Consider the following 24,642-nt stretch of genomic DNA (forward strand, 5'->3'; position numbering starts at 1 on the left):
TACCAAGAATGGGGATTACCCCCCAAGCCAGTAAGGATTAGCTGCTAAACTAGTTTAAAATTGTTTACACAGGTCTAATCCTAGCAACTGTTGAAAAGCTTCTGGTAGACCTAGTTTACACACCAATTTGCATAAGGAGAATCACACTAATGGGCGGCGAAATTTTGAATGCAGCTCTATTGTCTTTCGGTTTAATCTTCGTAGGCTGGGGCTTAGGCGCGTTGTTACTGAAAATTCAAGGCACAGAAGAATAATTGAGTGCTGACTTAGAAGTACAGACGCGATTAATCGCGTCTGTACAAGAGTTATTATTCTCCCCATTCCCTACTCCCTACTCCCTTTTTCATCGAAATGAGAAAAAAGCTTGTCCGTTAATCGGACAGCTATTTTTTCATGAGTCCATCCAAATAAATTGATTTTCTGAGAAAAGATGTAAACTTTTGTTTGCATAGGTTATTCTGATAACATTCTTTTCATAAAACATTAAAATTTATTACAACCCTGATGACTTTATTAATCGTCGGTGCCACTGGCACCTTAGGAAGACAAGTGGCTCGTCGTGCTATCGATGAGGGATATAAAGTACGCTGTCTTGTCCGCAGCAGTAAAAAAGCAGCTTTCCTTAAAGAATGGGGAGCAGAACTCGTCCCTGGAAATTTACGTTACCCCGATACTCTAGCGGAAGCTTTAGTTGGTGTAACCCAAGTTATTGATGCCTCAACCTCTCGCCCTACAGATTCACTAAGTATCAAACAAGTGGACTGGGAAGGCAAAGTAGCATTGATTCAAGCAGCAAAAGCCGCGGGTGTCGAGCGTTTTATCTTCTTTTCAATTTTAGATGCTGATAAATACCCAGAAGTGCCGCTAATGGAAATTAAGCGGTGTACAGAACTATTCTTGGCTGAGTCAGGGTTGAACTATACCATCTTGCGGCTAGCTGGGTTTATGCAAGGGTTAATCGGGCAGTATGGGATTCCTATTTTGGAAGGACAGCCAGTTTGGGTAACAGGTAATTCTTCTCCCATCGCCTATATGGACACTCAGGACATTGCTAAGTTTGCAATCCGAGCATTGAGTGTACCAGAAACAGAAAACCAAGCTTTTCCTGTAGTCGGTACTCGTGCATGGAGTGCAGAAGAAATTATCAACCTGTGCGAACGCTTATCTGGAAAAGATGCCAGAGTAACGCGGATGCCAATAAACTTACTGCGTGCTGTACGGGGCATAATGCGATTCTTTCAGTGGGGATGGAACGTAGCAGACAGGCTAGCCTTTACAGAAGTATTGGCTAGTGGTAAACAGTTAAATGCTTCAATGGATGAAGTATACACAGTGTTTGGTTTAGATCCGCAACAAACCACAACCCTAGAAAGTTATCTCCAAGAGTACTTCAGCCGAATAATGAAGAAACTCAAAGAAGTAGACTACCAGAAAAATAAAAATAAAAAGCAAAAACCTAAAAAAACTCCTTTTAAACAGTCTTCAAAAGCTAATAGTCAATAGTCATTACGAAACAGACATTAGTCGTAAAACCCTAGACTCTGGATCTTTGACTCTAGATTAATGACTACATGACCAAAATGTGTAACGATTACATAATACAGAGCATCGCCTAAACTTGGATATTTGAGTGTGCCGAAAGCAGGCATTATCTACAATGACGTTAAACCGATAGCGGGCCGTGTCGCTATTGAGTTGAAAGACAAGCTAACCGCAGCCGGTTGGAATGTATGTATCACATCGAGTATCGGTGGGATATTGGGCTACCCTAATCCAGAGAGTCCTGTGTGCCACACTCCCATTGACGGTCTGACACCCCCTGGTTTTGATTCAGATATGGAGTTTGCAGTGGTATTAGGGGGAGACGGCACTGTTCTGGCAGCGTCTCGTCAAGTAGCCCCTTGTGGTATTCCACTGTTAACAGTGAATACCGGCCACATGGGATTTTTGACGGAAACTTTCCTGAATCAATTGCCTCAAGCACTAGAACAGGCAATGGCAGGTGAGTATGAAATTGAAGAACGAGCAATGCTCAATGTCAAAGTGTTTCGGGATGATTCAGTGCTATGGGAAGCCCTATGCCTGAATGAAATGGTGCTACACCGAGAACCTTTGACCTCTATGTGCCATTTTGAAATTGCCATAGGGCGTCATGCGCCAGTAGACATTGCCGCAGATGGTGTGATTGTTTCCACGCCTACTGGTTCTACAGCTTACTCATTGAGTGCTGGTGGCCCAGTGGTGACTCCTGGCGTACCTGTTTTACAATTAGTACCCATTTGTCCTCATTCCCTAGCTTCTAGAGCATTGGTCTTTCCAGATACTGAATCGGTCAATATCTACCCAGTCAATATTCCTCGGCTAGTGATGGTGGTAGATGGCAATGGGGGGTGCTATATCTTACCAGAAGATCGAGTATATATGGAGCGATCGCAATATAGTGCCCGATTTATTCGCCTGCAACCGCCTGAGTTTTTCCGAATTCTGCGAGAAAAATTAGGTTGGGGTTTGCCACATATCGCTAAACCAACTTCGGTAGAATTGCCGTAGTTATTGAGCGTTGGGCATTGGGCATTGGGCATTGGGCACAAGAAGCAGAGGGGCAGAGGGGAAAAACTTAGTGTAACTTCTCCTCTGCTACTATGCCCCATGCCCAAGAAAGCTGATTTCCTTCCAGAATTACTGGTATGGATATGGAATTTGGAGTTAGTTATTAAGATTGCATCCGAGAATTCGATAGCTGACACCTGAACGTGCTAAAACATCCTTAACATCGCGTCAAATCAGGATTGCTACATCACTAAAAGCTCGTAATTGCACTTTATAACTGATGTAAAAATTTTCTTTGGAATATCTTTACAATCCCAAATCCAATATCCCAAATTGTTATGACAGTTGCTCAAAGTCCTTGTGTTTTGGTGATTGAAACCGATGAGAGCCTTGCAAATCAGCTTTCTTGCGATTTGCAAGAGGCCGGTTATGAATCAATTTTGGCTCATGACGCAACGAGTGGTTTACAACACTGTCGCGATCGCCAACCTGCTTTAATTGTTTTAGACCGGATGCTAGCAGGAGAATCAGGACTCTCACTGTGCAAAAATATGAGAAGCACTGGTATGCGATCGCCTGTATTGATTTTAATGGCAAGGGATACAGTTGACGATCGTGTAGCTTGTCTAGAAGCTGGAGCGGATGATTATATCCTCAAACCTTACCGCTCAGAAGACTTTTTGAAATTGATTCGCCTCTACTTGAAACCCGATGTAGATACCACAGAGCAATTACGCTTTGGGGATTTAATTTTAGACATAGCAACTCGCCGTGCCATACACAACGGGCGACCAATTGACCTGACAATGAAGGAATTTGAACTATTAAAATTCTTAATGGAACATCCCCGTGAGGTATTAACCCGCGAACAAATTCTAGAAAATGTTTGGGGTTACGACTTTCTGGGTGAGTCAAATGTAATTGAAGTGTACATCCGTTACTTGCGGTTAAAAATCGAAGATGAAGGTCAAAAGCGCCTGATTCAAACAGTGCGAGGCGTAGGGTACGTTTTAAGAGAATCCTAGTATACTATAGCGGGAGTTTGCCTATCTCCTTGCCTCATTCCCAGTTTCGGATTGGGAATGTAAATTTGGGTGCTAGTGCCTTCCAGCCAAGGGGTTTTTCTGCCTACAACACTGTAAAATTGAAGTCTAAATAACAAAATCGAAAAGCTATATGACTCGTCGGCTAAGTTTGCTCTCGATAGTGCTGAGTATTTTTCTGATGGGTTGTTCTGTGCCAACAACTGCTAAATCTCCTAGCCCCACCTCTGATTCTAAAACTCCAGCACCAGAGAGTTTAGGTCAAAAACTACCAATTTCCGCTAAAGCCATTGTGCCGAATGGTACAACGATTCAATTAGAGGTAGCGCAGACGCCACAACAGCAAGCGATGGGGTTGATGTATCGACCAGCTTTACCAGATGACCGGGGGATGCTGTTTGGATTCCCTTCAGCACAACCAGTCAGTTTCTGGATGAAGAATGTACCTGTACCCCTGGACATGGTATTTCTACATAAAGGTGTAGTTAAATATATTCAGGCTGCTGCGCCTCCTTGTACAAGTGAGCCTTGTCCTACCTATGGCCCCAATACACCAATCGATAAGGTGATTGAACTTCGTTCTGGAAGAGCTGCCGAATTGAAGTTGAAAGTGGGCGATATTCTCAAAATTGAGTTTTGAAACTTTAGTGCTTTGCGGAGATAAAAACTTGGGTAATTACTCGGTTGAGAGCCTATACGGTCGAAATATATGTTTTTTTTGTAAAAAATGTCACTGTATGTGGTCAAATAGCACTTGTAACGCTACTATTTAAAAACTGTGGTAATAATGTAAAATTCTACTGTCTCAAACCGGAAATCGCAGTTTTCAGGTTTAGTCTCAAAAATATTCCCTTGGGCGTAAGTGTAAATAGTCGCCAATAAGAGAGTATAGGCTATGGAATCTTTATTACTACCTGTGTAATTAAATAAAACACAAAGGTAAATAAGATGAAGCCAATTTAATTAAGTAAAAATACTGCTTAATAAGCTAACGAATGATTTGTATGAGAATTTTATTTCTCAGACCATCTATAGGAAGCCTCTGTTGAAGGCGGATTAACAAAAACTGTGCTGGGGTGTATGGCCGAAAACGGCACAGTCACAGATGAAATACTAGCTACTGTCTACCGAGTAATGGTGAACTGATATATGACAATACATTCTGCACAAGGAGGTGAGATACAAATGTCACCATCAAAATATTCTCGGCTGATTCATTTTTTGCAAGAAGATTTGGCAATTTCCACAGCATCACTAGCGGTGGCACTTCGGCATCGGGAGCAAGACCCAGGTCCTTTGGCAATGATTCTTTGGCAATATGGGTTAGTTACTCTAGAGCAATTAGAACAAATTTATGATTGGCTAGAGACGGCGTAGGTTATAGCAATTTTGGCTTGTAGTTTTTAGACTTTGACTTAAAAGTTTCTACCAAATGCATATTAGCAAAATCTCAAACAATACTATTTATGCCAATTTTGGATGATACTAAGTTGCCAAAGTTAGTCTTGTTTGGTGTCAAAGATACAGTACGACTTTCTTCAAAGCAAATAATACTATCTAGGGCAACTTGGTGTTATTTAAAAGGATTGAGGTATGTGACATCAACTCTACCTTATGCAAAGGTTTCTACTCTATATACAAATCAAAAGAGCGAGTTGATAATTTAACTCGCTCTTTTGATTTATTACTCAGGACTGACTAAACACTTTAACTGCTGCTGCTATGCCAGAACCAGGGGTGAAATCTTCGTAGCCAAGTTCTGTGAGGGTAACTTCTAAGGATGCAATACAGCTAAGGATATCGCGATCGCTCACAAAACCCAAGTGACCAATACGGAAAATTTTATTGCTCAAATGATCTTGACCACCAGCTAGGGCAATATCAAAGCGTTTTTTCATCAATGACCGAATTTTATCGGGTTCAATTCCTTGTGGTGCTACAGCTGTAATCGCCGGACTAGCAGAATTATCTGCTGCAAGCAAAGGTAAATTTAACCCTTTTATGGCAGCGCGAGTAGCATTTTTCAGCCGTTCGTGTCGAGCAAATATTGATTCCAAGCCTTCCTCTTTCATGATTCGCAACGTGGTGTGTAACGCTACGATCAAGTTCACAGGCGGAGTAAATGGAGTTGTATTTTTGGCTGTGGCTTTGCGATATTTGCCTAAATCCAAATAATATTTTGGTAGCTTCGCAGTTTTGTAAGCTTCCCAAGCTTTGGCACTGACAGAAACAAAACCCAATCCCGGCGGAATCATATAACCTTTTTGGGAACCAGAAGCGACGATATCCAAGCCCCAAGCATCTACGGGTAGATTGAATGCACCCAAGCTAGTAACGGCATCAACGATAATTAAAGCTTCACCGTGTTCTTTAACGTGGCGGTTGATGGTTTCTAAGTCATTCAACACACCCGTCGAGGTTTCACTGTGGGTAATAATTACAGCTTTGATTTGCTTTTGGGTATCTGCTTGGAGTTTTTCGGCAAATACTGCGGGGTCTAAGGGTTTTCCCCATTCCACCTTAACTTCTTCTACATTCAAACCGTAGGCTTGACCGACTTCTACCCAGCGTTCGCCAAATTTACCATTAGAACCAACTAAAATGCGATCGCCTGGAGAGAGAAAATTGATTATTCCCGCTTCTACAGCACCCGTACCACTGACATTCAGCGTCAGCACATCACTTTGAGTTTGGTGCAGCCACTTGAGGTTTTCTGTCACCTCTGCCAATATGTTGCTAAATTCACTAGTACGATGCCCAATCGGATGCTTGGCTAATGCCAGTAAGGCAGCTTCTGGCACCGGTGTAGGGCCTGGAATCATCAGCATCAGCTTATCGTTCATGTTTCTATCCTAAAAGTCAAATAAAAGTCAAAATTGTGGAAAGTCGGTTAAGTCTGATAGCAAATCCTAGATATTCATCTACAAATTCCACTCAGACTGTCACCAGCATTGTTGTATATTTTCCAAATTTATAGGAAAAGTATTGTGGGAGTTAACGATCGGTCAGCTTGACCTTTGCAATTTATACCAGACTCCAACTCAGATAAAACCTCTGTTCCAGGCAATCTTACCACACACCTAGACGCCAGGTTAAGGTGTCTGCTCGTAGGCGAACGGCTATTTTAGCTAAGGATGAAACATCTATCTAGATGAGGCACAGGTACGATAAATTCTTAAAATCTACCCATAATCCACCTCAGTTGTTTTTATAGAAAAACACGAAATCGTTTTGAATATCGCGGTAATTATCGCTGAAAGAGTTGTGTTTTGCTTCCATGAAAGAAGTAACTCCCTACACTATACAGAAGACTTGGATGTTACCGTTTGCTAAGAGATAAAAGATACCCAACCCAAACTTTTCAATCTATTTGGGTCAAAGATTTGTTCTTGGGTTGCCATTCTCTAAACAATACCTTCGTTTATGATTTATTTGAGTCAAAATCGCTTTGATACCAATATCCAAGCCTTTTCTAGGTTATTTGATAGCGACTAATTTGATGCAGAAGTTGAGATATCTATGCTACTAATTGCTGCACTTTTTGATACTGCACTTAGTAGTAAGCAATGTCGGCGGCGGGTAGTAATAAACTATAAGTTTTTATACTATACTTACAAAATTGCTACAATCGTGCTTAGTCTCCTTAGTTACTATTCACGGTGAGTCGTTTTTAACTAGTGTTCAGTTCATAAAGTGTCACTCACTAGATCCCCGGTATTCTTACAAAAGAGATATTCTTAGTTAGTGCAAGGAGTGATACCATTTCACCACATGTTTGTCACAAGTTATCCCCGTAATACTCTCTCAGTAGGGAGTGTTGCAGATTTCAAATGTTGCATCAAACGAGTGAGTTGGTATAAGCTTTTACGGAAAAGCGCTTGAGTAAGCAAAATTCTCAAGCGCTTTTTTGTGTATAAATAAAACAGTCCAACTCTCTGGACAATCGGATAGATGTTTTTAAATACACATATACCAGAGAAGGAACCTACTGTTATAAAAATTGTTGCAACATATACTTGATAACTCAAGCATTTGTGCGTACCATCAAAACCTTGTTAAGTTACTGGACGTACCACACGAATTAGTTTTCCTTGCAAAGGTTCTTCTTTTGCCACAGCCTCATCTATCCGTGCTGCAAATTGTTGCCAATTACGATTATTCGTGCAAACAAAAATACCGAAGTGGTTAGAATCACGACGATGCAAACGGATAAAATCAACTCTGTTGATAGTTAATATTGAGCGTTCTTGACTTATGGCAAATGCTAGCACTTCCTCATCAGGTATACCTTGGTCTGCATTTTCTGCTTCTTGAACTGTCGAAACATCATGCCCCAAATCGCGTAATAATTCCACAACTGGAAAGGGAAACTGCTCATCTGCGTAAAACCGTGCCATTGATTAGGCTACCTCATTACGCTCAATTGCCAATTCGATTTCATCGGGATGAGCTTCTGCATATACCCAAGCATTAGCTAAATCTGTAGCTGTAATAGTTGGATAGCTCGTCAAAAGGTCAGCATCACTATATCCAAGACCGCGAGCTTCCACAAGTACCCAAACAGGAATACGAGTTTTAGCGATGCGAGCCTCTCCACCACAAACTCTAGGAGTTTTTTCAATTCCTTGCCAATTGTTGCCGAGACTTTGAGCAAGTAACTGTATAGCCTGCAATTTTTCATCAGGACTGAGGGCAAGAAGTTGTTGTTCTAACTCTTTGAGTGTCACGGATGTAAATCCTCTGATGTTTTGTCAGGCTAAATTTACAATTTTATCAATTGCTAAGTACAAGATTTCATTAATTCGTAGCGAATTCCCTATGGTAAGGCGTTCGCGTAGCGTCTCGTAGAGAAGCGCATCTACGTTTAAATTTCAACTCTCAATTTGCCACGATTTTATGCAAAACTGTACTTAGCTAACTACAAAATTCACTAACTTTCCAGGCACCACAATTACCTTTTTAATCTCTTTACCTTCGATGTAACGCTGGGCAATTTCTGATTCACGAGCATATTTTTCCAACGCTCCTTTATCTGCTTGTGCTGGTACTTGAATCGAGCCGCGAGTTTTACCCATAACTTGAATCACTAAAGTGATTTCATCAGCTATTAAAGCAGCTGGGTCAAATGATGGCCAAGTTTGAGTATGAACTGAATCACTTTCACCCAATAAATGCCACAATTCATCAGCAATATGTGGTGCAAATGGTGCTAGTAAAACCACCAAAGTGTGAATACCTTCTGCGTAAATTGGTGAATTTTTGCCGTCAGCATCAGTTAAGGCATTACTCAACTTCATCAATTCTGAAATAGCGGTATTGAATTGATATTCGTCTTCCACGTCTTCTGTCACTGCTTGAATCGCCGTGTGAATCGCCCGCCGCAATTCCTTTTCTACCTTAGTTAAATCAGATTGGGGTTTTTTATGGGATACCCCAGCCGCAATATAATCTGTTACCAAACGCCAAACCCGATTTAAAAACCGGAATTGTCCTTCCACATCGGCTTCATCCCATTCCAAGTCTTTTTCTGGCGGCGCTTTGAACAAGATGAACATCCGCGCTGTGTCTACACCGTATTTGGAAATTACATCTTCTGGCGCTACACCGTTGCCCTTTGATTTAGACATGGTAGCGTAGAGGCGTTGCAGTGGTTCGCCTGTTTGGGGGTCACGGGGGTCGGCTGAATTTACCAGATTAGAAGGAATCCATTTATCTTTCCCACCCTTATTAGGATTTAGATAAGTTAAACCCTGTACCATACCTTGAGTTAAGAGGCGTTGGAAGGGTTCATCAAAGTTTAACAAGCCTCTGTCCCGTAGTACCTTAGTAAAGAACCGCGAATACAACAAATGTAAAATTGCGTGTTCAATCCCACCCACATACTGGTCAACTGGCATCCAGTCGTTTATTTTACTAGAATCGAAAACTTGTTGTTCATTCTTAGCGTCAGGGAAGCGCAAGTAATACCACGAGGAATCAATAAAAGTATCCATCGTGTCAGTTTCCCGCTTTGCTGGAGTGCCACAAGTTGGACAAGGTACATTTACCCAACTCTCTAACTGAGTCAAAGGTGAACCACCACGTCCAGTAAATTCCACCTCTTCCGGTAACTGTACTGGCAAATCTCGATCGGGAACTGGTACTATCCCACAGTTGGGACAGTGAATTACAGGTATCGGTGCGCCCCAGTAACGTTGCCGTGAAATCAACCAATCCCGCAAGCGATATTGCACCCGTACTTTACCAAAACCTTGTTGTTCGGCGTATTCAATTATTGCTTGTTTAGCCTCTGTGGAAGTCATACCAGTAAAAGCCCCAGAATTAATTAAAATTCCTGGTTCAGTGTATGCCTGGTTATATTCAATTTGGATGAGTTGAGTGACTTCATCATTCTCTGATGTTGGAGTTAAGTCAAAACCTGCAACATCATCTGGGGAAGCTATGACAAAATCAACTGGCAAATCATAATTTTTGGCAAACTTAAAATCCCGGACATCGTGTGCCGGTACACCCATCACTGCTCCAGTACCATACTCATACAGTACATAATCAGCAATCCAAATCGGCACTTCTTCCCCTGAAAATGGGTTAATTGCCTTACCACCTGTGGGTATACCCCGCTTAGGTTTGTCTTCAGCAGTACGTTCCAACTCACTTTGATTAGAAACCTCTTTAATAAAGGCTTCTACCGCTGCTTGTTGTTCTTTTGTAGTGACGCGCTTTGTTAAAGGATGTTCTGGTGCTAACACTAGATAGCTAACACCATAAACTGTATCTGGGCGTGTGGTGTACACTCCAATTTTTTCATCTATCCCAATGATAGGGAATTCTAAGTAAGCGCCTGTAGATTTGCCAATCCAGTTTGCCTGCATCGACTTGACGCGTTCCGGCCAACCTGTCAATTGATGCAAGTCATTGAGTAATTCTTCGGCGTAGTCGGTAATCTTGAAAAACCACTGGCGTAATAATTTGCGCTCAACTATTGCCCCACTGCGCCAAGAACGTCCTTCGTTATCAACTTGTTCGTTTGCCAGTACAGTTTGGTCAATGGGATCCCAGTTTACAGCCGCTTCTTTTTGATAAGCTAAACCTGCTTGCAAAAACTGCAAAAAAATCCATTGCGTCCACTTGTAATAATCTGGCGAACAGGTAGCGAGTTCGCATTCCCAATCAATAGATAAACCGAGACGCTGCAATTGTTGCCGCATCTGAGCCATATTCTGATAAGTCCATTTTGCTGGCGGTACGCCACGGTCAATGGCGGCATTTTCTGCTGGCAAGCCAAAAGCATCCCAACCCATTGGGTGTATTACCCGATACCCTTGCATTCGTTTAAGGCGGGCAATCACATCGGTAATCGTATAATTACGGACGTGACCCATGTGTAGGCTGCCCGATGGATAAGGGAACATGGAAAGAGCATAGAATTTTGGCTTGTTGCTAACTGTCGGTGTCTTATCTAAGCCAAATTCTACCCATGTTTTTTGCCATTTTTCCTCAATTGCTGCTGGGTTATATCGGGAATCTACAGAATCACGTATTTCCAATGGTTTCATGCCTGTTACACTTTATTTCTACTAATTTTCTAGCATTTGCTTACTAGTACATCTGAACCACTATATTGAGGGAATTATCTGTCTAGTAATTTTCTAATTTAATTTACAAAATCAATTTACTATTTCTTTCTACCCCCTATTTCTATCTATCTTATATCCCTAAAGTTCAACAAGTTTAGGTATATATAGGACTTACGCATTGACAAGGTTGCCAAGAAGTGAATTCAGGGAAAACAAGGAAATTTTCAGGCGATCGCTAATTAACATAGGCACAGAAAGACCGATAATACCTATGTTGTCTTGATGATGTAGGGTTAGAGCTATCAGAGCAACGACTAAGGCATCTACAGCCAAATGTAATTTGGACACGTATACTCTGTTCTTATTGGCAGAGTCAAAATATGAATATACGCATGACTAAGACAATGATAGAGGAAGTGCAGCAACAAGATAACCCTCCTGAATTTTGTAGAGAAGCTATTCAAGAGAAGTTAGTAGGAATAAAGGGCAAGAGTAGTATTTAATTGTTTAACTTTTAATCTGAGTAAACAAAAATACCTCTAGAACTGATATCTAGAGGTATTCAACATCATAGGTTTTGATTGCTGTCAAGTTAGATGGTTAAAATAGGCGATGGTTGAATCAAATCTAAAATTTATTGATTTAGTACGGGTTTTTGTCTACGGCACGCTTAAGCCAGGTGAAGCTAACTATAAAAGATACTGTGCTGGCAAAGTAGTTGATGTCAAAACAGCCATTGTACAAGGCAAATTATTTGCTCTGCCAATGGGCTACCCAGCGATGACGCTAGGGAATAGCCAAGTTTACGGATATTTACTCTCTTTTTCCAACCCTAAGATTTTAAATGAGCTAGATGTGCTGGAAGATTACCAGCCCAATAGACAAACACCAGAAAACCTCTATAATCGACAAATTATCGAGGTTTATGAGCCACAGTCGCTCTCTTATAGTTGGGCTTGGGTTTATTTAATGACTCTAGAACAAGTTGAGCAATTAGGAGGTTTACTCCAACCTAGCGGCTGGTGGAGCGGCTGTGGTTTAACCCTAGAGTACAGTTTTGAACTGTAAACTTTGCGATTAGTTTATGTCCTGTTTGGGATCGTGTCGTTGCGGCTGAACCTGATAAATTGAATTTTCTGGAGAGGCTACTGCTGCTTTCGGAATTTCAATTACCGGGTTATTTAGTCCCACCATCAGCGGGGAAGGGGGAACTATAGACGCTGAGGACGTTTGTATCGGTTCTCTTTGTGGTTGTTGCGCCAGTTGCGGCACCATCGAACCACCACCTACTAAGCCAGATATTGCACCGATCGCACAAGCAGCAACAGCTGCACCTGCCGCTATCCAGTTTAAACGGGAGCGGCGGCGCAAACGTGTCAATACTTGCCCAACTGTTTCTTCTGGCGACTGTTGGGCTGCTGGCACTGGGAGCGTCCGCAAACCTTGGCGCAGTTTTAACAGTCGGGCATACAAACATTTAACTGAGGCATCATTTGCCAGCCATTCTTCTACTTGCCTGCGTTCGGTGGCTGTGACTTCACCATCGAGGTAAGCACTCAATAACTCGAAGCGATCGCGCTTCACCATATCCATAAGACCCGTTGATTCATTGGTATGCTTGGCCATTCCATCTGACAAATCTTGAGGAAGTTGCAAAGGAGAACGGTCGTAAAACTGAGAATCAGTCGTCATCTTAACATTATTACCAATTCATACACGGGTAAACTGGGCGGGAATTTTGGGAGAATTAGCCAATTTTCTACCTTTAGGCAGAAACAATCTACGTCTTTCTAGTAATTTTTAATCTATGCTTAAATTCTGCCCAATGGCAGAAGCAAGATACTGTAAATTAAGAAAATTAGGAGTCTAGATAATTCTGCAAGTGGGCTTGCAGCCTCGATCTAGCTCTGGCTATTCTGGACTTCACAGTTCCTAGAGAAACTCCAGTGATTTCGGCAATTTCTTCATAAGCCATGCCTTCGATTTCTCTGAGGACAATGGTAGTACGAAAAACTTCTGGTAAATCCGCGATCGCTTCCCGCAATTGCTCGTAAAATTCTCTCGTTGTCAGTTCTTCTTCAGGGCCTGGGGTATCACCAGCGATTTCCCAATCCATCTCGCCGTCCTCTAAGGAACGGGGAGCATCCAGTGACAAAGGACTCATCACCCGCTTGCGTTTACGTAACTCGTCGTAAAACAAGTTCGTGGCAATGCGGCTTAACCAACCGCGAAATTTAGCAGGCTCTTGTAATCGGTTAATGTTCCGATACACTCGAATCCAAACTTCTTGAGCCAAATCGGCTCTGTCAGGCCAATCTGGAGCTAAGTGGTATAGAACTCGATCGACTTGACTTTGATAGCGGCGTAATAGTTCCGCAAAAGCAGCACGATCTGGTCGCAGTCCGGCTTGACAGCGCAAAATTAAATCGTGGTTAGGGAGTTTGTCAACTTGCACTGATGCTTCTGGATACTTTGCATCAACCGTTGACCAGGATACAGTAATCGATTGACTCATAGATCGTACTGGCTCTAAATCATCCCTATCTATTAGACCTGCTAATGGTACAGAAGTTCCATGCTCAGGTGACGGATTTATGACTGGAACACTGAAGTAGACAATTTTGGATATATTTGTAGCAATAAGCAGAGCCACTTTTCCTTATACTGCTCCCATAGTTGCCTAAGACCTATCAACGAACAAAGGCGCGATCTAATGCACATTTTAATACTTTTAGCAACTGGGTATATACGCTTGCTCGAGATAATTAAATTTAGCTATAAAAATGAAGATAAAATTTTGTAATTCTAACTTCTTGATACCTTTAAAATTCGGGTAATAATTTCTGGAAGTTAGGTTGCTGTGGTTGCTAAGATGGTGATTTAATTTTTTGATTTCGTTACCAGAATAGTTGCTGATTGTTCTGATTGTGGACCGAAAGCAGTACTAGAGTTATGTTGCTCTGGTACGCGAACTTGAAAAAATAAATTGAGGGAAAATGTAATTGTTACCGCTAGCAATAGTTTTTCAAACATGGTTTTTCATCCACCTACACCATTAATGATTGATTGCTACATTTCAAGAGTTCCACTAAAAAGTCTGAGGAGAGGCTTACGACCCTCAAAACTTTGGAGGAATGAGGTTGCTCACTTGAAGTTTTGCCGCTGGGAAAATTTGCATAGTCTTAGTTTGCCCAGAGGTGTTGGCAGATTTATAGCGGAAATGATAAGTATTGATAAATTTTTGATGACCGGATGATGAACTCATCCAATTGCTCGGCTGGATATGTCAGGGATAAACAATAGGCGATGGCAATGGTAAGAAACGAATCTGTAGGGCGTATGGTAATGCTGCTTTGTTTTGGCACAGCATTTTTATCCTTAGCTGTCCATTGGCGCATTAGTACGGCGGAACGGCAGTATGAGAAGTCTGCATCTACTTCGATGCGGCGAGATTCTACCCGAACCAATCTTAAGGGAAGCCGGACTGAAGGAGTCTACAAGAATCTTTCCCAAGTGAGTTTGGGGGAAATTGCGCTGGGTGGATCTGTGCCACCTGATGAAGTTACCCAAGGCTCGACTGCCCAGAGGACGTTTACACCAAAGTCCTCTGCTATTAAACCTAAAACTAAATCAAAAATAATTAAGAAGAATCTAGCTAAAACAACTACTCGTAAAGCTTCTACACTCAAGTCTTCTACCATTAAGTCGCAAATAATTAAGAAGAATCTAGCGAAAGCAACTATTCGTAGGGCTTCTAAACTCAAGCCTGCTACCATTAAGCCTCAAACTAAACCCCAAATTATTAAGAATAATGTAGCTAAAGCAAGCGACTTACCAACTCAGCCGCAACTGGTAGCGCCAGTAGAAAGACAAAATCCAGTTGCAGATAGTTGGCCAAAAGGTCTGTGGTCTCAGGCTTCAGCCCAACAAGTACCATCTAGTAGGCTGGCAAATGTCAAGACGCAAGTGGTGGTTGATTTAAGCGATCGCCGCACTTATGTATATGCAGGAGAAGAGGTGATCGCCAGCTATCCCATTGCTGTCGGCAAGAAAGGTTGGGAAACGCCCACAGGTTCTTTCCAGGTGATCCACATGCGACATTATCCAATCTGGCGTCACCCGATTACTGGCAAAGTATTTGAGGCTGGTACGGATAGTCCCTTGGGAGATAGATGGATTGGTTTTTGGTCAGATGGACGGAATGAAATTGGCTTTCATGGCACGCCGGATGTTGACCTGGTAGGAACGGCTGTATCCCACGGCTGCTTAAGAATGCGAAATTCTGATGTCCGATTGTTATATGAGCAAGTGAGTATAGGGACAAAAGTGTTAGTACGTGATTAATTAGTTAAGAGTCATTAGTCCTTTGTCCTTTGTCCTTTGTCTAAAACAAATGACCAATGACTAATGACTAATGACTAATGACTCTTAAAATTATAATTTTTGCTCAAAGTTAGGCGCGTATGTTTGGAGTAAAGCACTAACTTGGCGTACAACCTCATTGCCAGTATTTTTACCCAATGCTTGCCGTTCTGGGAAGAAATTGGGTCGATCGAGGTAACGGTTAATCGCCTCGCTTATTTGTTGAGAAATTAAGTCTTGCAGTTGTGCCTGAGCCGTTTGGCGCTGGAAGTTAGCACCCTCTTCTGTAGTAGCATACAAAGGTGGTAGCCGATTGAGAGCGTAAGCGGCAATATCCCCGACATCTAAAGAACTTTCGCTGGTGGCTTCAATTTCTGCAACTCGGGCGATCGCTTCTGTCAGCACCAATTCTTCCATAACGTTAATGAATTGTTTGCGAGGTACCGCCACTACCTCACCAGTCAATAACGCACCCATTAGGCGATCTAACGCCATATACTCTTCAATTGAGAGTTCCGAGGCGTTATCACAGATTCTACCGACTTCTGCTTCCATAGCTGGTGTCAAATAACCATCCTGGAGAGCTTGTTCTACAATTTTTTCGATACTCATAACGCTTATCATCATTTATGTTGGCAAAGCTTGGTAGGGACGGTATCAATCCAATTTATTTTGCCTAATTCTCAGCAAAAAATACACAAATTATGCAAAGACAGGATCAATTCTGCCTCTACTAGTTAACAACCTTAGTTCGCCAAGGTGTTGGATCAACAGATTGTCCGTTGACATATAGACCCCAGTGTAAATGTGGCCCCGTGGCAGCACCTGTTGAACCTACTGCACCAATTAGTTGACCAGCTTTCACAAAATCACCTTCTTTAACGTTAATACGACTCAGGTGCATGAAAATACTAGTTACTCCTTGACCGTGGTCAATGCCAACTACGTTACCGTGTATCCGGAACCCTTGGGATACCCTACCTACCAAAGCAACTCGCCCAGCGGCTGGGGCAATTACCGGTGAACCGGCAGCACCAGCGTAGTCAAGACCACGATGATAGTAGTCTTTTGCAAATGTACCATTATAGTAGCGACGTACACCATAGTTTGTACTCATCCGCCCTGCATTTGGCTTCAGGAATACTCCATTCCAATACTTTTCTGGTGTTTGTAGCGCCTTAAAAGCTGCCACACGCTTAAGTTCATACTCTGTGGCATCCACTCCAGCTTTACCAGGTGGCAAAGTAATGCGTTGTATGGGGAATTTGCGATTAAGCACATTCACTGCTAAGTTTTGCACTTGACCATCCCCCGCAACCCGAAGTGTTCTAGTTCCAGCTTTTTCTAATGGAGTTGTGGGAACAAAAGCCCGATACTGATTGGGCGCAATTTCAAAGGCTGGGTATGTATTCTTTCCACTGGCTACTGTTGGTTTTGTACTATTCTCTGGATTATCTAGATTAATCTGCACCGAGAGTGTATCCCCTAATTTAGGATTAGTTGGAATCACCTTTACTTGCAAAGCATCTACAGGTAATGCCAAGGCGATCGGGAGAACAGCAAATATTCCCTTTAACACATTTATTGCACGGCAATTGGCTGTCAAAGTTTTGACATCAAAACCGAGCAAATTTTTGTTTGAACTACTAGCGCTATTCTCAATAATCATAGAACTACAAAAACCCTTGCTTGTATTGGAAAATAGATTAGCTTATTATCGCTAGTGTTTCCTGTTTGAAGCCGATGTTGTTGACAACCATAAATTTTCGGAAATTCTCCAGGTATTTATGGATTGCAAGGGCGAATCATTTTATCTGTAATTTTAGGAAATTGGTTTTAACTCTAATAACCAAGGTGTATGACATTGGCAATGAGCATAAAATTTAACTGTGATTACATAAATAATACTTGAAGGAAATCTCGGAATCAACTGGACACTTTTTCAACTGGACACTAATATCACATTCTTAGGTTGAAATTGGTATGGGGAAATTACTTAAACTAGGTAAGTAAGTCAGTGAAGATAAATTAAACTATATACATACCATTTGGAAATATTTTAAAATCTTACTGAGAATAGCGCTTTAGTTGCCAAAAAACTATGATACTAAGGCAAAAATGTGAGTCTGCCACGCCACACTTCAGATTTACTTTATAAATCAACTCTGAATCAGGGAATACGTTAATTAACTTTAGGCTGAAAGTATTACTTTTGACTTGAGTATGCCATCTTCCATCTGAACTATGCGATCGGCAATGTCTAGGATGCGGTTGTCATGAGTAACCATCAAAATGGTACAGCCTTGTTCTTTTGCCAATTTTTGCATGAGATTGACTATATCTCGTCCTGATTGACTGTCAAGGGCGGCGGTGGGTTCATCCGCGAGGATTATTTGAGGATGACTGACTAAAGCACGAGCGATCGCTACTCGTTGTTTTTGTCCCCCAGACAGTTTATCAGGATAGTAATGCAAATGATTTCCCAATCCTACTTGCTCTAACATTTGGGCTGACCTAGCTCGCATCTTTTTTAACCCAAGATGTTTGTGCAATTCTAAAGCCATTTTGACGTTTTGGAGTGCCGTTAAACTACCATGCAAATTATGTCCTTGGAAAATATAACCGTTACGGCGTCGCGCTTGCACTAGTTCTTCAGCACTAGCACCACAAAGTTCTCGTCCCAACACCTGCAAACTACCAGATTGAGCAGAACGCAACCCACCCGCTAAGGTTAGTAAGGTAGTCTTTCCAGAACCAGAAGGCCCAGTCATGATAATAATTTCACCAGCATTAATCTCTAAGTTGATATTACATAAAACTTGCTTGCAGAGTGAGCCGTGACCAAAGTGGTGGTCGAGATTTTTAATAGAGATGACGGGTTTACTAGTCATAAATAGCTCGATTACTCGTGATGATTGTCATTTGTCCTTAGTCATTAGTCCTTTTGAGTAACAAATGACAAATGACCAATGACAAATGACAATTTTTAGAACATATCAGCGGGATCGGTGGCTTGGAGTTTGCGGGTGGCGATCGCACCGGAAATTGTACACATAATGATGGTCAGTACTAATACCTGCAATGCCCGAATTGCAGTCATGTACATGGGCAAATTTGTAGCACTGCGAGTCAGTTGATAAAGCACTAAGGACACTCCCAGTCCGGGAAAGAAGCCCAATGCTGCCAAGATCAACGATTCTTCAAGCACCACACCTAGTAGGTAGTAATTGCGATATCCCATTGCTTTGAAGGTGGCGTATTCTCGAACGTGGGCATTAACATCGTTAGAGAGGACTTGATAGACGATGATCGTGCCTACCACAAATCCCATCGATACACCTAGACTGAAAATAAACCCAATTGGGGAATTTGTTCTCCAAAAGTTATTCTCAAATTCAATAAATTCGGCGTGGGTTAATACTCTGACATCATCTCTGAGGTAGGCTTTGAGCATTGCTGCTACTTTTTTCGAGTCATAGCCTGGTTTCAGAAGAATCAAACCTAGACTGACACTGCTCGACTGTCGCCCAGAAAATAGCCGCAAAAAGTTTTGATCGCTGGTAATCAGGTTGCCATCAAAGCCAAAGGAAGCCCCGACTTGGAATAAGCCACTAATGGTAATTGTGCGCCGTTCTATTTCAGTAGTCAGGGTTTTACCTTGGTCAATTTGAGCGATCGCTTTTTGATAATCTCCTCTTGCACCACGATCGAACAAGACGGTATCCGGCATTTTGATCGCTTGCAATTGCTGGTTAACATCTGGTAAGTCAAAGGCTGGTTTGTCTGGGTTAAAGCCGATAACTAACACCCCTGTCTCACGGTGTGTTTGGGGATTCTTCCAGATTGTGTTGTTAAAATACATTGGTTGTGCTGACTTCACCCCTGGTATATCCATTGCTTGGTAAAGTCGCCGCCGAGAAAATGTAGACAAGCTTGCTAAGTTACGGGCTTGGGGACTGGTTAAAACAATGTCTGCTTGCAAACTGCGATGTAGTCTGGTGTTACTGTCATACAGCGCAGTCTGAAAACCTAGCTGCATAAACATGAGAAGATCCGCAAAGGCAATGCCTGATAATGCCACTAAAAGACGGCTTTTTTCATGATTCAATTGCAGCCATCCTAGAGGAGTTCGCCGTCGCAGTTGTTTGAGCAATCCCATCATTAGGTACTGGGGGTTGGGGAGTGGGGAGTGGGGACAAGGGGGACAAGGGGGACAAGGGGGACAAGGGGGACAAGGGAAATAACCAATGTCCAATTGCCCCATGCCCAATGCCCCATGCCCAATGCCCTTTTCACAATTCAATTACTGCCTTAACTTGCATATTGGTTAAGGTGGCGGCTTTTTGGCTGGAAGTTTCATCTAGTCGAATGTGGACTTCTACTACTCTGTTGTCGATATTGCTGACGGGATCTGTGTTAATGACATTCTGCCGTCGCACTTGCAAGCCTTTGCGATCTACGATTCCCTGCAATTCAATCGGGAGGTTATCACCAAAGATTCGCACTTGCTGTCCTGAATGCACTTTGCCGATATCGCTTTCGTAGACTTCGGCGATGACATACATCTGGCTGGTTTGTCCAATATCTGCAATGCCATCATTTGATACTAATTCTCCAGGATGGGTATGGATCTCAAATACCTGTCCATTTTGGGGCGATCGCACTTCAGCTTGTTCTAGATTAACTTTTGCCAGATTCATCGCTGCTAGGGCACGATTGACTTCTGCTTTAGCAGCTTCTACATCCACTCCGCGCACTTCGGCGATTTCATCGAGTGTTGCTGTAGCTTGTTTAACTTGTTGCTGACTAGTTGATTGGGTACGATTTAACTGTGCTTGGGCTTCTTGCAAGGTTTTTTGAGCGGTTTCCAAGTTTAAACGCTTGCTATCCCGTTGCGAGGCGGGAATTGCGCCCTGTTGATATAGTTGCTGATAGCGTTCGTCTTCTGCTTGAGCGTTACGCACTTCGGCTTGAAATCGCTCAATTGTCGCGGCTTGGGCATTAATATCACCTTGGCGTTCGGCTTCTAGACGAGCGATCGCAGCTTTTTGGGCGGCAATTTCACCGCGTTTAGCACCTGCTTGGGTGCGGCTTAGGTTTGCTTGGGCTACTTTTACCTGTTCTTGCGCCTCTTTTAATGCTGCTTGGAGGCGATCGCGGCTGTTCAAAATTGCGATCGCTTGTCCTGCTTTTACCTTATCCCCCTCTTTCACTAATAACTTTTCTACCCGACTTCCTTCCGCAGACACCGCAGCAGAGAGTTTAATTACCTTTCCCTGTGGTTCGAGTCGCCCTAAAGCTGTTACTGTTTTTAATTGTGGCAATTGTGTTGCTGGCACTTGTGCCTCTTGATTGGCATAATTTTGCCCGCGTTTTACTATATAAAAACTTATGCCGCCAACCAATAAAGATATAGTTATACCTATAGCAACGGATGGACGCAGAATAGACTTAGGGGACGTTCTGTACCCTAGCTTTGAGTTTCGCACCATAGATTACCTCTTAACTAGTGGCGCAGAAAAAAGAACAGATTAGGCTTTTCTCCGTACTTGTTTGCTAATTGCTACTTCTTTAGTCAGTTATTCTTGATTTATAACTTCCAAGTCCATAAAATAATTTGGAAATTGTTGAGCTTTTACTTAGATGAAGTGATTTAGCTGGTTAGGATAACAACGAATATCTCTACCGAATTAGAGGTTTATGTTTTTAGCAAACTACTTTTGTTTTATGAAAGTACTCAGGTATAGTAAACGGTTTTAAAATTCTGGGTTGTAACAGCGCCAACAATCACAATCAAATTAAGTAAATAACAAAAAATATTTGCTGTGATTGCGATCGGTGGAAATTTATATCAAATTTTGATGATTATAGTGTTTCTTAATGACATGATGTACCTCACTCAGCGAAGAACCGCTATAATCCCATTCAAAGATAACGTTAACTAAACCGCATTGGGATACCTGTAGCTTGCAATTTTCACAAATCAAATAGGATTGCTGTATTAATTATGTTTGCTATTGGGAATTATAAAGATAGTGATACAGAACTTTCACAATAGTTTTGACGCATTTTTTATAGTATAATTGTAATATTTTTAGTTATACAGCCATGCAACCTCTTCAGCCAGTTAGCGGATCGGATTTGCAAAGTTTTTTGTCAGCGCCAGAGGAGTTATTGCAACAGTCAGTAGCATTGCAATTAGCCGTTGCTAGTTTTCATCAGACACCGCGTAGTCTCCTAGAGATTCTAGTTAATAGTCCTGATGAGCAGGTAGCACAAGCTGCAAGTTTGCACGTAAATTTGGCTGGTGAACTAACAGACGGATGGCAGCAAGCAGTAGATACGATGCTGCAACAACAGCAACTAGGGCAAAACGATCGCCTCGCTGTAGAACTGCTAAAGTTAGGCCCAGTACCACCATGCTTTCTCAGCGAGTGGGTTCCAGCCGAGCGACTAATTCAAGGGTTACGAAATCCCCAAATGCCCTTGCGCTATCGGTTGCAACTGTTAGAGCGACTGGCACAGGAGCCAACTTTAGAACCACGCTTGCAGGTAGCAGAGTCGCCAGAAACGCCGTCAGCAGTGTTGGAACAGTTAGCGGGTGATTTAGAATTACCAGTGCGGTTGGCGGTGAAATTTAATCCCAGTTGTCCACCACCATTAATTGAACTGGTAGAAGGGCAGCATACCATTGCCTCTGACTGGAATACAGATGCAGAACAGCTAGGGATGCTGGGGCAGAGTCGTTGGGCGTGGGTGCGGTTGGCTGTGGCGCAAAATCCCTCAGCGACAGCAGAGACGCTGATGCAGTTGGCTGGAGATGCGGTGTATAAAATTCAGTTAGCGGTAGCGAAGAATCCAGAAACACCGGCAGATGTGTTGGCTGTGTTGGCAGAAAATCAAGATAAAGCGATACAAGCAGCTGTCGCAGAACATAGGAATGCAACGGAAGAAATATTGCATCAATTATTTCCAACTCAACAGCAGCTTTTGAAAAGAAGGGAAAATTTACCAACTAGTATTTTAGAGCGATTTTTTAACGAAGTAGCGACTAACTCCAATACACCAATTACTGTTTTACAACTTCTTGCAGGTGACGAAAACTCCAGTGTACGCACTGCTGCGGCTAGCAATTCTAACCTACCTGAAACAATACTGACACAACTGGCAAACGATGAAAAAGTCGAAGTCCGCCGCGCAGTTGCTCAAAATCCCAACACACCTGCATCCATCCGCGAAACCCTCCGCGATTTAGTTGTCCAACCCACCACCCGCCAAACTAGTCCCACGTTGCGCGGACTCAGCCGCCTCTACAACCCCAGCACTGATGATTTAGTAAGCATACTTGCAGAATACGCGAGTTCAGAAAATGCCTTTGTGCGGTTCGTGACACTCCTCCACCCGCTAACTCCCCGTGAAGTCTTGACTCAAGCAGCGCAGTCTGCATCCTGGCTGGAACGCTACGCCGTTGCTGATAATTCTGGAACACTTGCCAAAGTTCGAGAAACGTTTCAACTTGTAATTGATGAAAAGCGCAATTTATTCAAAGATGTGTCGTCTATTCAACCTTCCGCTACCTTAACAACGCTCTTAGAAGAATATACTCAACTAGCAACTGCTATTAACACTGAAAAAGCGCGTTCAGAATTACTAATTATGCCAGTTCTGACGGAAGTTAGACGACAGTTGAATTATCGAATATCACTGTTTTCTGGAACAGATTTTGATGTAGATAGTAGTAAAGGATTAAATGGATTTTGTGATTTCATTCTCTCTGGTTCTGAAGAACAATTTTATATTAAAGCGCCTGTAATGACAATTGTTGAGGCGAAAAATGAAAATATAAAAGGTGGTTTAGGACAATGTATTGCCACTATGATAGCTGCCCAATCATTCAATCAAAATACTCAACAAGAAGTTAAGACAATCTATGGAGTTGTCACTAGTGGAACTAACTGGCGGTTTTTAATGTTGGAAGGACTAACAGCATACATTGATATAGTTGAATACTATATCAATGATGTTGAGAAAATTATTGGTATTCTGTTGCAACCATTTCAAACTGCTTTGCTACAAGCATCGTTATGATAATCATCGTAAATAAAAAAATAATTTGCTCAAGTATCAACCTTAAAATTAATTATAGCTAATTTATAAATTTTGAAACCGAAAAAATCTTAGCTACTCTCGAAATTATAACTGAGCAATACCTCAATTTCCATTTACCAAATAATGAAAATTCCTGTTTAGAACCTTTCTTTTGGGATGTAACTCAAAAAGGGGATTTTAGTTTACTTAATCTTGGATACGATCGAGGATGGATAACTCTAACGGATATTGATGTTGCTATAAAAAGTTGGCAAGCATTAGAACGTCGCGGTTATTTAAACCCAGATGATGATCCTGGTGACTATGAAGATGAAGATATTATCAGTTCTGAATTAGCTGATGAAAGAGCAAAGATATATCAGACATTGGCTGATACCATCCAAAAAAATATCTACAATATAGAAGTTTTTAAATTCAGTCAAATTCCTGCCTATTCATTTTATGTTGTGTTAGGGCAAAACCAAGAAAATAATTGGTTTTGTTTTTCTCAAACTGTTGCTAGAGAGACAAGATTAGAAGGAGAAATAAAATGCTCTAATATACCTGATTTAACAATGCAGTCATCTTTGGATAGCAATACCGCTAAATTGAAAGATGAATTTCAGCAAATCATCAATCAATTACAACCTATTAGTATTTATGGTTATTACGGTGGTGGTTATGATTATAGATTCAATCATTATTTAGTCACGGGGATAGCAAACTCTAAAGAAAAAGCTCTGTTAATAGCTCTACATCGAGCAGGAATGGTTGATATTGCTAAATTTTATGAATTTAGCCCAGAAGCTTTATCTTGGAGATGGGACAAAGATGAAATGGTTAATTTTTACCCCAAGTATCAAAAAATAAATCAATTTTTGACACAAAATCTTTCCGATTTAAGAATGATTAGATGTAGTTTTTGGAATCGTGAATGTATATATGTCATTGGTCAAACCAATGCTGGAGATGTAACTGGCATTTATATAGAAAGTGATTTTGATTACAATCCCTAAAAATAT

Annotated in this window: 22 protein-coding genes; 10 read left to right on the forward strand and 12 right to left on the reverse strand. The window is 41.8% G+C overall.

Annotated elements, in window-relative coordinates; genetic code table 11:
• Nucleotides 1–149: 149 nt before the first annotated feature.
• The 6 genes from RMY64_RS01645 to RMY64_RS01670 all read left to right on the forward strand — a co-directional run bounded on the left by RMY64_RS01645 (nucleotide 150) and on the right by RMY64_RS01670 (nucleotide 4,970).
• Entirely contained in the window at nucleotides 150–254 is a 105-nt protein-coding gene (locus RMY64_RS01645; protein ID WP_094344256.1) for a PetM family cytochrome b6-f complex subunit 7, read from the forward strand.
• A 250-nt stretch (nucleotides 255–504) separates the two neighbouring features.
• Nucleotides 505–1,503 (forward strand): SDR family oxidoreductase, encoded by a 999-nt coding sequence (locus RMY64_RS01650; protein WP_322672493.1) that lies wholly within the window; start codon nucleotides 505–507, stop codon nucleotides 1,501–1,503.
• A gap of 129 nt (nucleotides 1,504–1,632) precedes the next feature.
• Nucleotides 1,633–2,550 (forward strand): NAD(+) kinase, encoded by a 918-nt coding sequence (locus tag RMY64_RS01655; protein WP_322663367.1) that lies wholly within the window; start codon nucleotides 1,633–1,635, stop codon nucleotides 2,548–2,550.
• Between the two features lie 338 nt (nucleotides 2,551–2,888).
• Nucleotides 2,889–3,575, forward strand: coding sequence for a response regulator transcription factor NblR (gene nblR / locus RMY64_RS01660; protein ID WP_099103317.1), 687 nt, complete (start codon nucleotides 2,889–2,891; stop codon nucleotides 3,573–3,575).
• 151 nt (nucleotides 3,576–3,726) lie between these two features.
• Nucleotides 3,727–4,233, forward strand: a complete 507-nt coding sequence (locus RMY64_RS01665) for a DUF192 domain-containing protein (protein ID WP_322686806.1) — start codon at nucleotides 3,727–3,729, stop codon at nucleotides 4,231–4,233.
• Between the two features lie 509 nt (nucleotides 4,234–4,742).
• Nucleotides 4,743–4,970 (forward strand): DUF2949 domain-containing protein, encoded by a 228-nt coding sequence (locus tag RMY64_RS01670; protein WP_292736094.1) that lies wholly within the window; start codon nucleotides 4,743–4,745, stop codon nucleotides 4,968–4,970.
• Nucleotides 4,971–5,281: 311 nt separating this feature from the next.
• Here the strand turns inward: RMY64_RS01670 and RMY64_RS01675 are convergent, their stop codons facing one another.
• From RMY64_RS01675 to RMY64_RS01695, 5 genes are all read right to left on the reverse strand, one after another.
• Nucleotides 5,282–6,436 (reverse strand): alanine--glyoxylate aminotransferase family protein, encoded by a 1,155-nt coding sequence (locus RMY64_RS01675; protein ID WP_322671398.1) that lies wholly within the window; start codon nucleotides 6,434–6,436, stop codon nucleotides 5,282–5,284.
• Nucleotides 6,437–7,648: 1,212 nt separating this feature from the next.
• Complete coding sequence (locus tag RMY64_RS01680) at nucleotides 7,649–7,990, reverse strand: DUF5615 family PIN-like protein (RefSeq protein ID WP_322688092.1); 342 nt, start codon at nucleotides 7,988–7,990, stop codon at nucleotides 7,649–7,651.
• Nucleotides 7,991–7,993: 3 nt separating this feature from the next.
• Nucleotides 7,994–8,320 (reverse strand): DUF433 domain-containing protein, encoded by a 327-nt coding sequence (locus tag RMY64_RS01685; protein WP_322686809.1) that lies wholly within the window; start codon nucleotides 8,318–8,320, stop codon nucleotides 7,994–7,996.
• Nucleotides 8,321–8,503: 183 nt separating this feature from the next.
• Complete coding sequence (gene leuS / locus RMY64_RS01690; protein ID WP_322699129.1) at nucleotides 8,504–11,149, reverse strand: leucine--tRNA ligase; 2,646 nt, start codon at nucleotides 11,147–11,149, stop codon at nucleotides 8,504–8,506.
• Between the two features lie 192 nt (nucleotides 11,150–11,341).
• Nucleotides 11,342–11,518, reverse strand: coding sequence for a hypothetical protein (locus RMY64_RS01695; protein WP_322699130.1), 177 nt, complete (start codon nucleotides 11,516–11,518; stop codon nucleotides 11,342–11,344).
• Nucleotides 11,519–11,782: 264 nt separating this feature from the next.
• On the opposite strand from RMY64_RS01695, the gene RMY64_RS01700 reads away from it, so the two are divergent.
• Nucleotides 11,783–12,238 carry a gamma-glutamylcyclotransferase family protein gene (locus RMY64_RS01700; protein ID WP_322699131.1) on the forward strand — a complete coding sequence of 152 codons (456 nt, stop codon included), beginning with the start codon at nucleotides 11,783–11,785 and terminating at the stop codon, nucleotides 12,236–12,238.
• Between the two features lie 9 nt (nucleotides 12,239–12,247).
• On the opposite strand, the gene RMY64_RS01705 is transcribed toward RMY64_RS01700, so the two are convergent.
• Together RMY64_RS01705 and RMY64_RS01710 are read right to left on the reverse strand one after the other, a co-directional pair.
• Nucleotides 12,248–12,862, reverse strand: coding sequence for an anti-sigma factor family protein (locus RMY64_RS01705; RefSeq protein ID WP_322686816.1), 615 nt, complete (start codon nucleotides 12,860–12,862; stop codon nucleotides 12,248–12,250).
• 166 nt (nucleotides 12,863–13,028) lie between these two features.
• Nucleotides 13,029–13,685 carry a sigma-70 family RNA polymerase sigma factor gene (locus RMY64_RS01710; RefSeq protein ID WP_094352725.1) on the reverse strand — a complete coding sequence of 219 codons (657 nt, stop codon included), beginning with the start codon at nucleotides 13,683–13,685 and terminating at the stop codon, nucleotides 13,029–13,031.
• A 1,226-nt stretch (nucleotides 13,686–14,911) separates the two neighbouring features.
• Here RMY64_RS01710 and RMY64_RS01715 point away from each other — a divergent pair.
• Nucleotides 14,912–15,514, forward strand: a complete 603-nt coding sequence (locus tag RMY64_RS01715; protein WP_322686919.1) for a L,D-transpeptidase — start codon at nucleotides 14,912–14,914, stop codon at nucleotides 15,512–15,514.
• A 90-nt stretch (nucleotides 15,515–15,604) separates the two neighbouring features.
• On the opposite strand, the gene RMY64_RS01720 is transcribed toward RMY64_RS01715, so the two are convergent.
• From RMY64_RS01720 to RMY64_RS01740, 5 genes are all read right to left on the reverse strand, one after another.
• Entirely contained in the window at nucleotides 15,605–16,144 is a 540-nt protein-coding gene (locus RMY64_RS01720; RefSeq protein ID WP_190909652.1) for a late competence development ComFB family protein, read from the reverse strand.
• Nucleotides 16,145–16,265: 121 nt separating this feature from the next.
• A complete protein-coding gene (locus RMY64_RS01725) occupies nucleotides 16,266–17,201 on the reverse strand; it encodes a M23 family metallopeptidase (protein WP_322688097.1) in 936 nt (311 codons plus the stop codon).
• Nucleotides 17,202–17,724: 523 nt separating this feature from the next.
• On the reverse strand, nucleotides 17,725–18,423 hold the full coding sequence (locus tag RMY64_RS01730; RefSeq protein ID WP_322699132.1) for a DevA family ABC transporter ATP-binding protein: 699 nt from the start codon (nucleotides 18,421–18,423) through the stop codon (nucleotides 17,725–17,727).
• 95 nt (nucleotides 18,424–18,518) lie between these two features.
• Nucleotides 18,519–19,691 carry an ABC transporter permease DevC gene (gene devC / locus RMY64_RS01735; RefSeq protein WP_322671407.1) on the reverse strand — a complete coding sequence of 391 codons (1,173 nt, stop codon included), beginning with the start codon at nucleotides 19,689–19,691 and terminating at the stop codon, nucleotides 18,519–18,521.
• 133 nt (nucleotides 19,692–19,824) lie between these two features.
• A complete protein-coding gene (locus RMY64_RS01740; RefSeq protein WP_322671406.1) occupies nucleotides 19,825–21,021 on the reverse strand; it encodes an ABC exporter membrane fusion protein in 1,197 nt (398 codons plus the stop codon).
• A 1,963-nt stretch (nucleotides 21,022–22,984) separates the two neighbouring features.
• Here RMY64_RS01740 and RMY64_RS01745 point away from each other — a divergent pair.
• Nucleotides 22,985–23,620: a hypothetical protein gene (locus RMY64_RS01745; RefSeq protein WP_322671405.1), complete on the forward strand. Its 636-nt coding sequence runs from the start codon at nucleotides 22,985–22,987 to the stop codon at nucleotides 23,618–23,620.
• Nucleotides 23,621–24,006: 386 nt separating this feature from the next.
• Nucleotides 24,007–24,636, forward strand: coding sequence for a nuclease A inhibitor family protein (locus RMY64_RS01750; RefSeq protein ID WP_322671387.1), 630 nt, complete (start codon nucleotides 24,007–24,009; stop codon nucleotides 24,634–24,636).
• The last annotated feature ends 6 nt before the right edge of the window (nucleotides 24,637–24,642 follow it).

It is taken from the genome of Nostoc sp. DedQUE08, assembly GCF_034530895.1.
Classification (GTDB): Bacteria; Cyanobacteriota; Cyanobacteriia; order Cyanobacteriales; family Nostocaceae; genus Nostoc.

What these genes read in the sequence shown, in the direction of transcription:
- RMY64_RS01700 (WP_322699131.1), top strand. Translation starts at nt 11,783, where the DNA reads ATGGTTGAATCAAATCTAAAATTTATTGATTTAGTACGGGTTTTTGTC.
- RMY64_RS01705 (WP_322686816.1), bottom strand. Translation starts at nt 12,862, where the DNA reads ATGACGACTGATTCTCAGTTTTACGACCGTTCTCCTTTGCAACTTCCT.
- RMY64_RS01720 (WP_190909652.1), bottom strand. Translation starts at nt 16,144, where the DNA reads ATGAGTATCGAAAAAATTGTAGAACAAGCTCTCCAGGATGGTTATTTG.
- RMY64_RS01675 (WP_322671398.1), bottom strand. Translation starts at nt 6,436, where the DNA reads ATGAACGATAAGCTGATGCTGATGATTCCAGGCCCTACACCGGTGCCA.
- RMY64_RS01725 (WP_322688097.1), bottom strand. Translation starts at nt 17,201, where the DNA reads ATGATTATTGAGAATAGCGCTAGTAGTTCAAACAAAAATTTGCTCGGT.
- RMY64_RS01645 (WP_094344256.1), top strand. Translation starts at nt 150, where the DNA reads ATGGGCGGCGAAATTTTGAATGCAGCTCTATTGTCTTTCGGTTTAATC.
- RMY64_RS01710 (WP_094352725.1), bottom strand. Translation starts at nt 13,685, where the DNA reads ATGAGTCAATCGATTACTGTATCCTGGTCAACGGTTGATGCAAAGTAT.
- RMY64_RS01670 (WP_292736094.1), top strand. Translation starts at nt 4,743, where the DNA reads ATGACAATACATTCTGCACAAGGAGGTGAGATACAAATGTCACCATCA.
- leuS (WP_322699129.1), bottom strand. Translation starts at nt 11,149, where the DNA reads ATGAAACCATTGGAAATACGTGATTCTGTAGATTCCCGATATAACCCA.
- devC (WP_322671407.1), bottom strand. Translation starts at nt 19,691, where the DNA reads ATGGGATTGCTCAAACAACTGCGACGGCGAACTCCTCTAGGATGGCTG.
- RMY64_RS01650 (WP_322672493.1), top strand. Translation starts at nt 505, where the DNA reads ATGACTTTATTAATCGTCGGTGCCACTGGCACCTTAGGAAGACAAGTG.
- RMY64_RS01730 (WP_322699132.1), bottom strand. Translation starts at nt 18,423, where the DNA reads ATGACTAGTAAACCCGTCATCTCTATTAAAAATCTCGACCACCACTTT.
- RMY64_RS01665 (WP_322686806.1), top strand. Translation starts at nt 3,727, where the DNA reads ATGACTCGTCGGCTAAGTTTGCTCTCGATAGTGCTGAGTATTTTTCTG.
- nblR (WP_099103317.1), top strand. Translation starts at nt 2,889, where the DNA reads ATGACAGTTGCTCAAAGTCCTTGTGTTTTGGTGATTGAAACCGATGAG.
- RMY64_RS01680 (WP_322688092.1), bottom strand. Translation starts at nt 7,990, where the DNA reads ATGGCACGGTTTTACGCAGATGAGCAGTTTCCCTTTCCAGTTGTGGAA.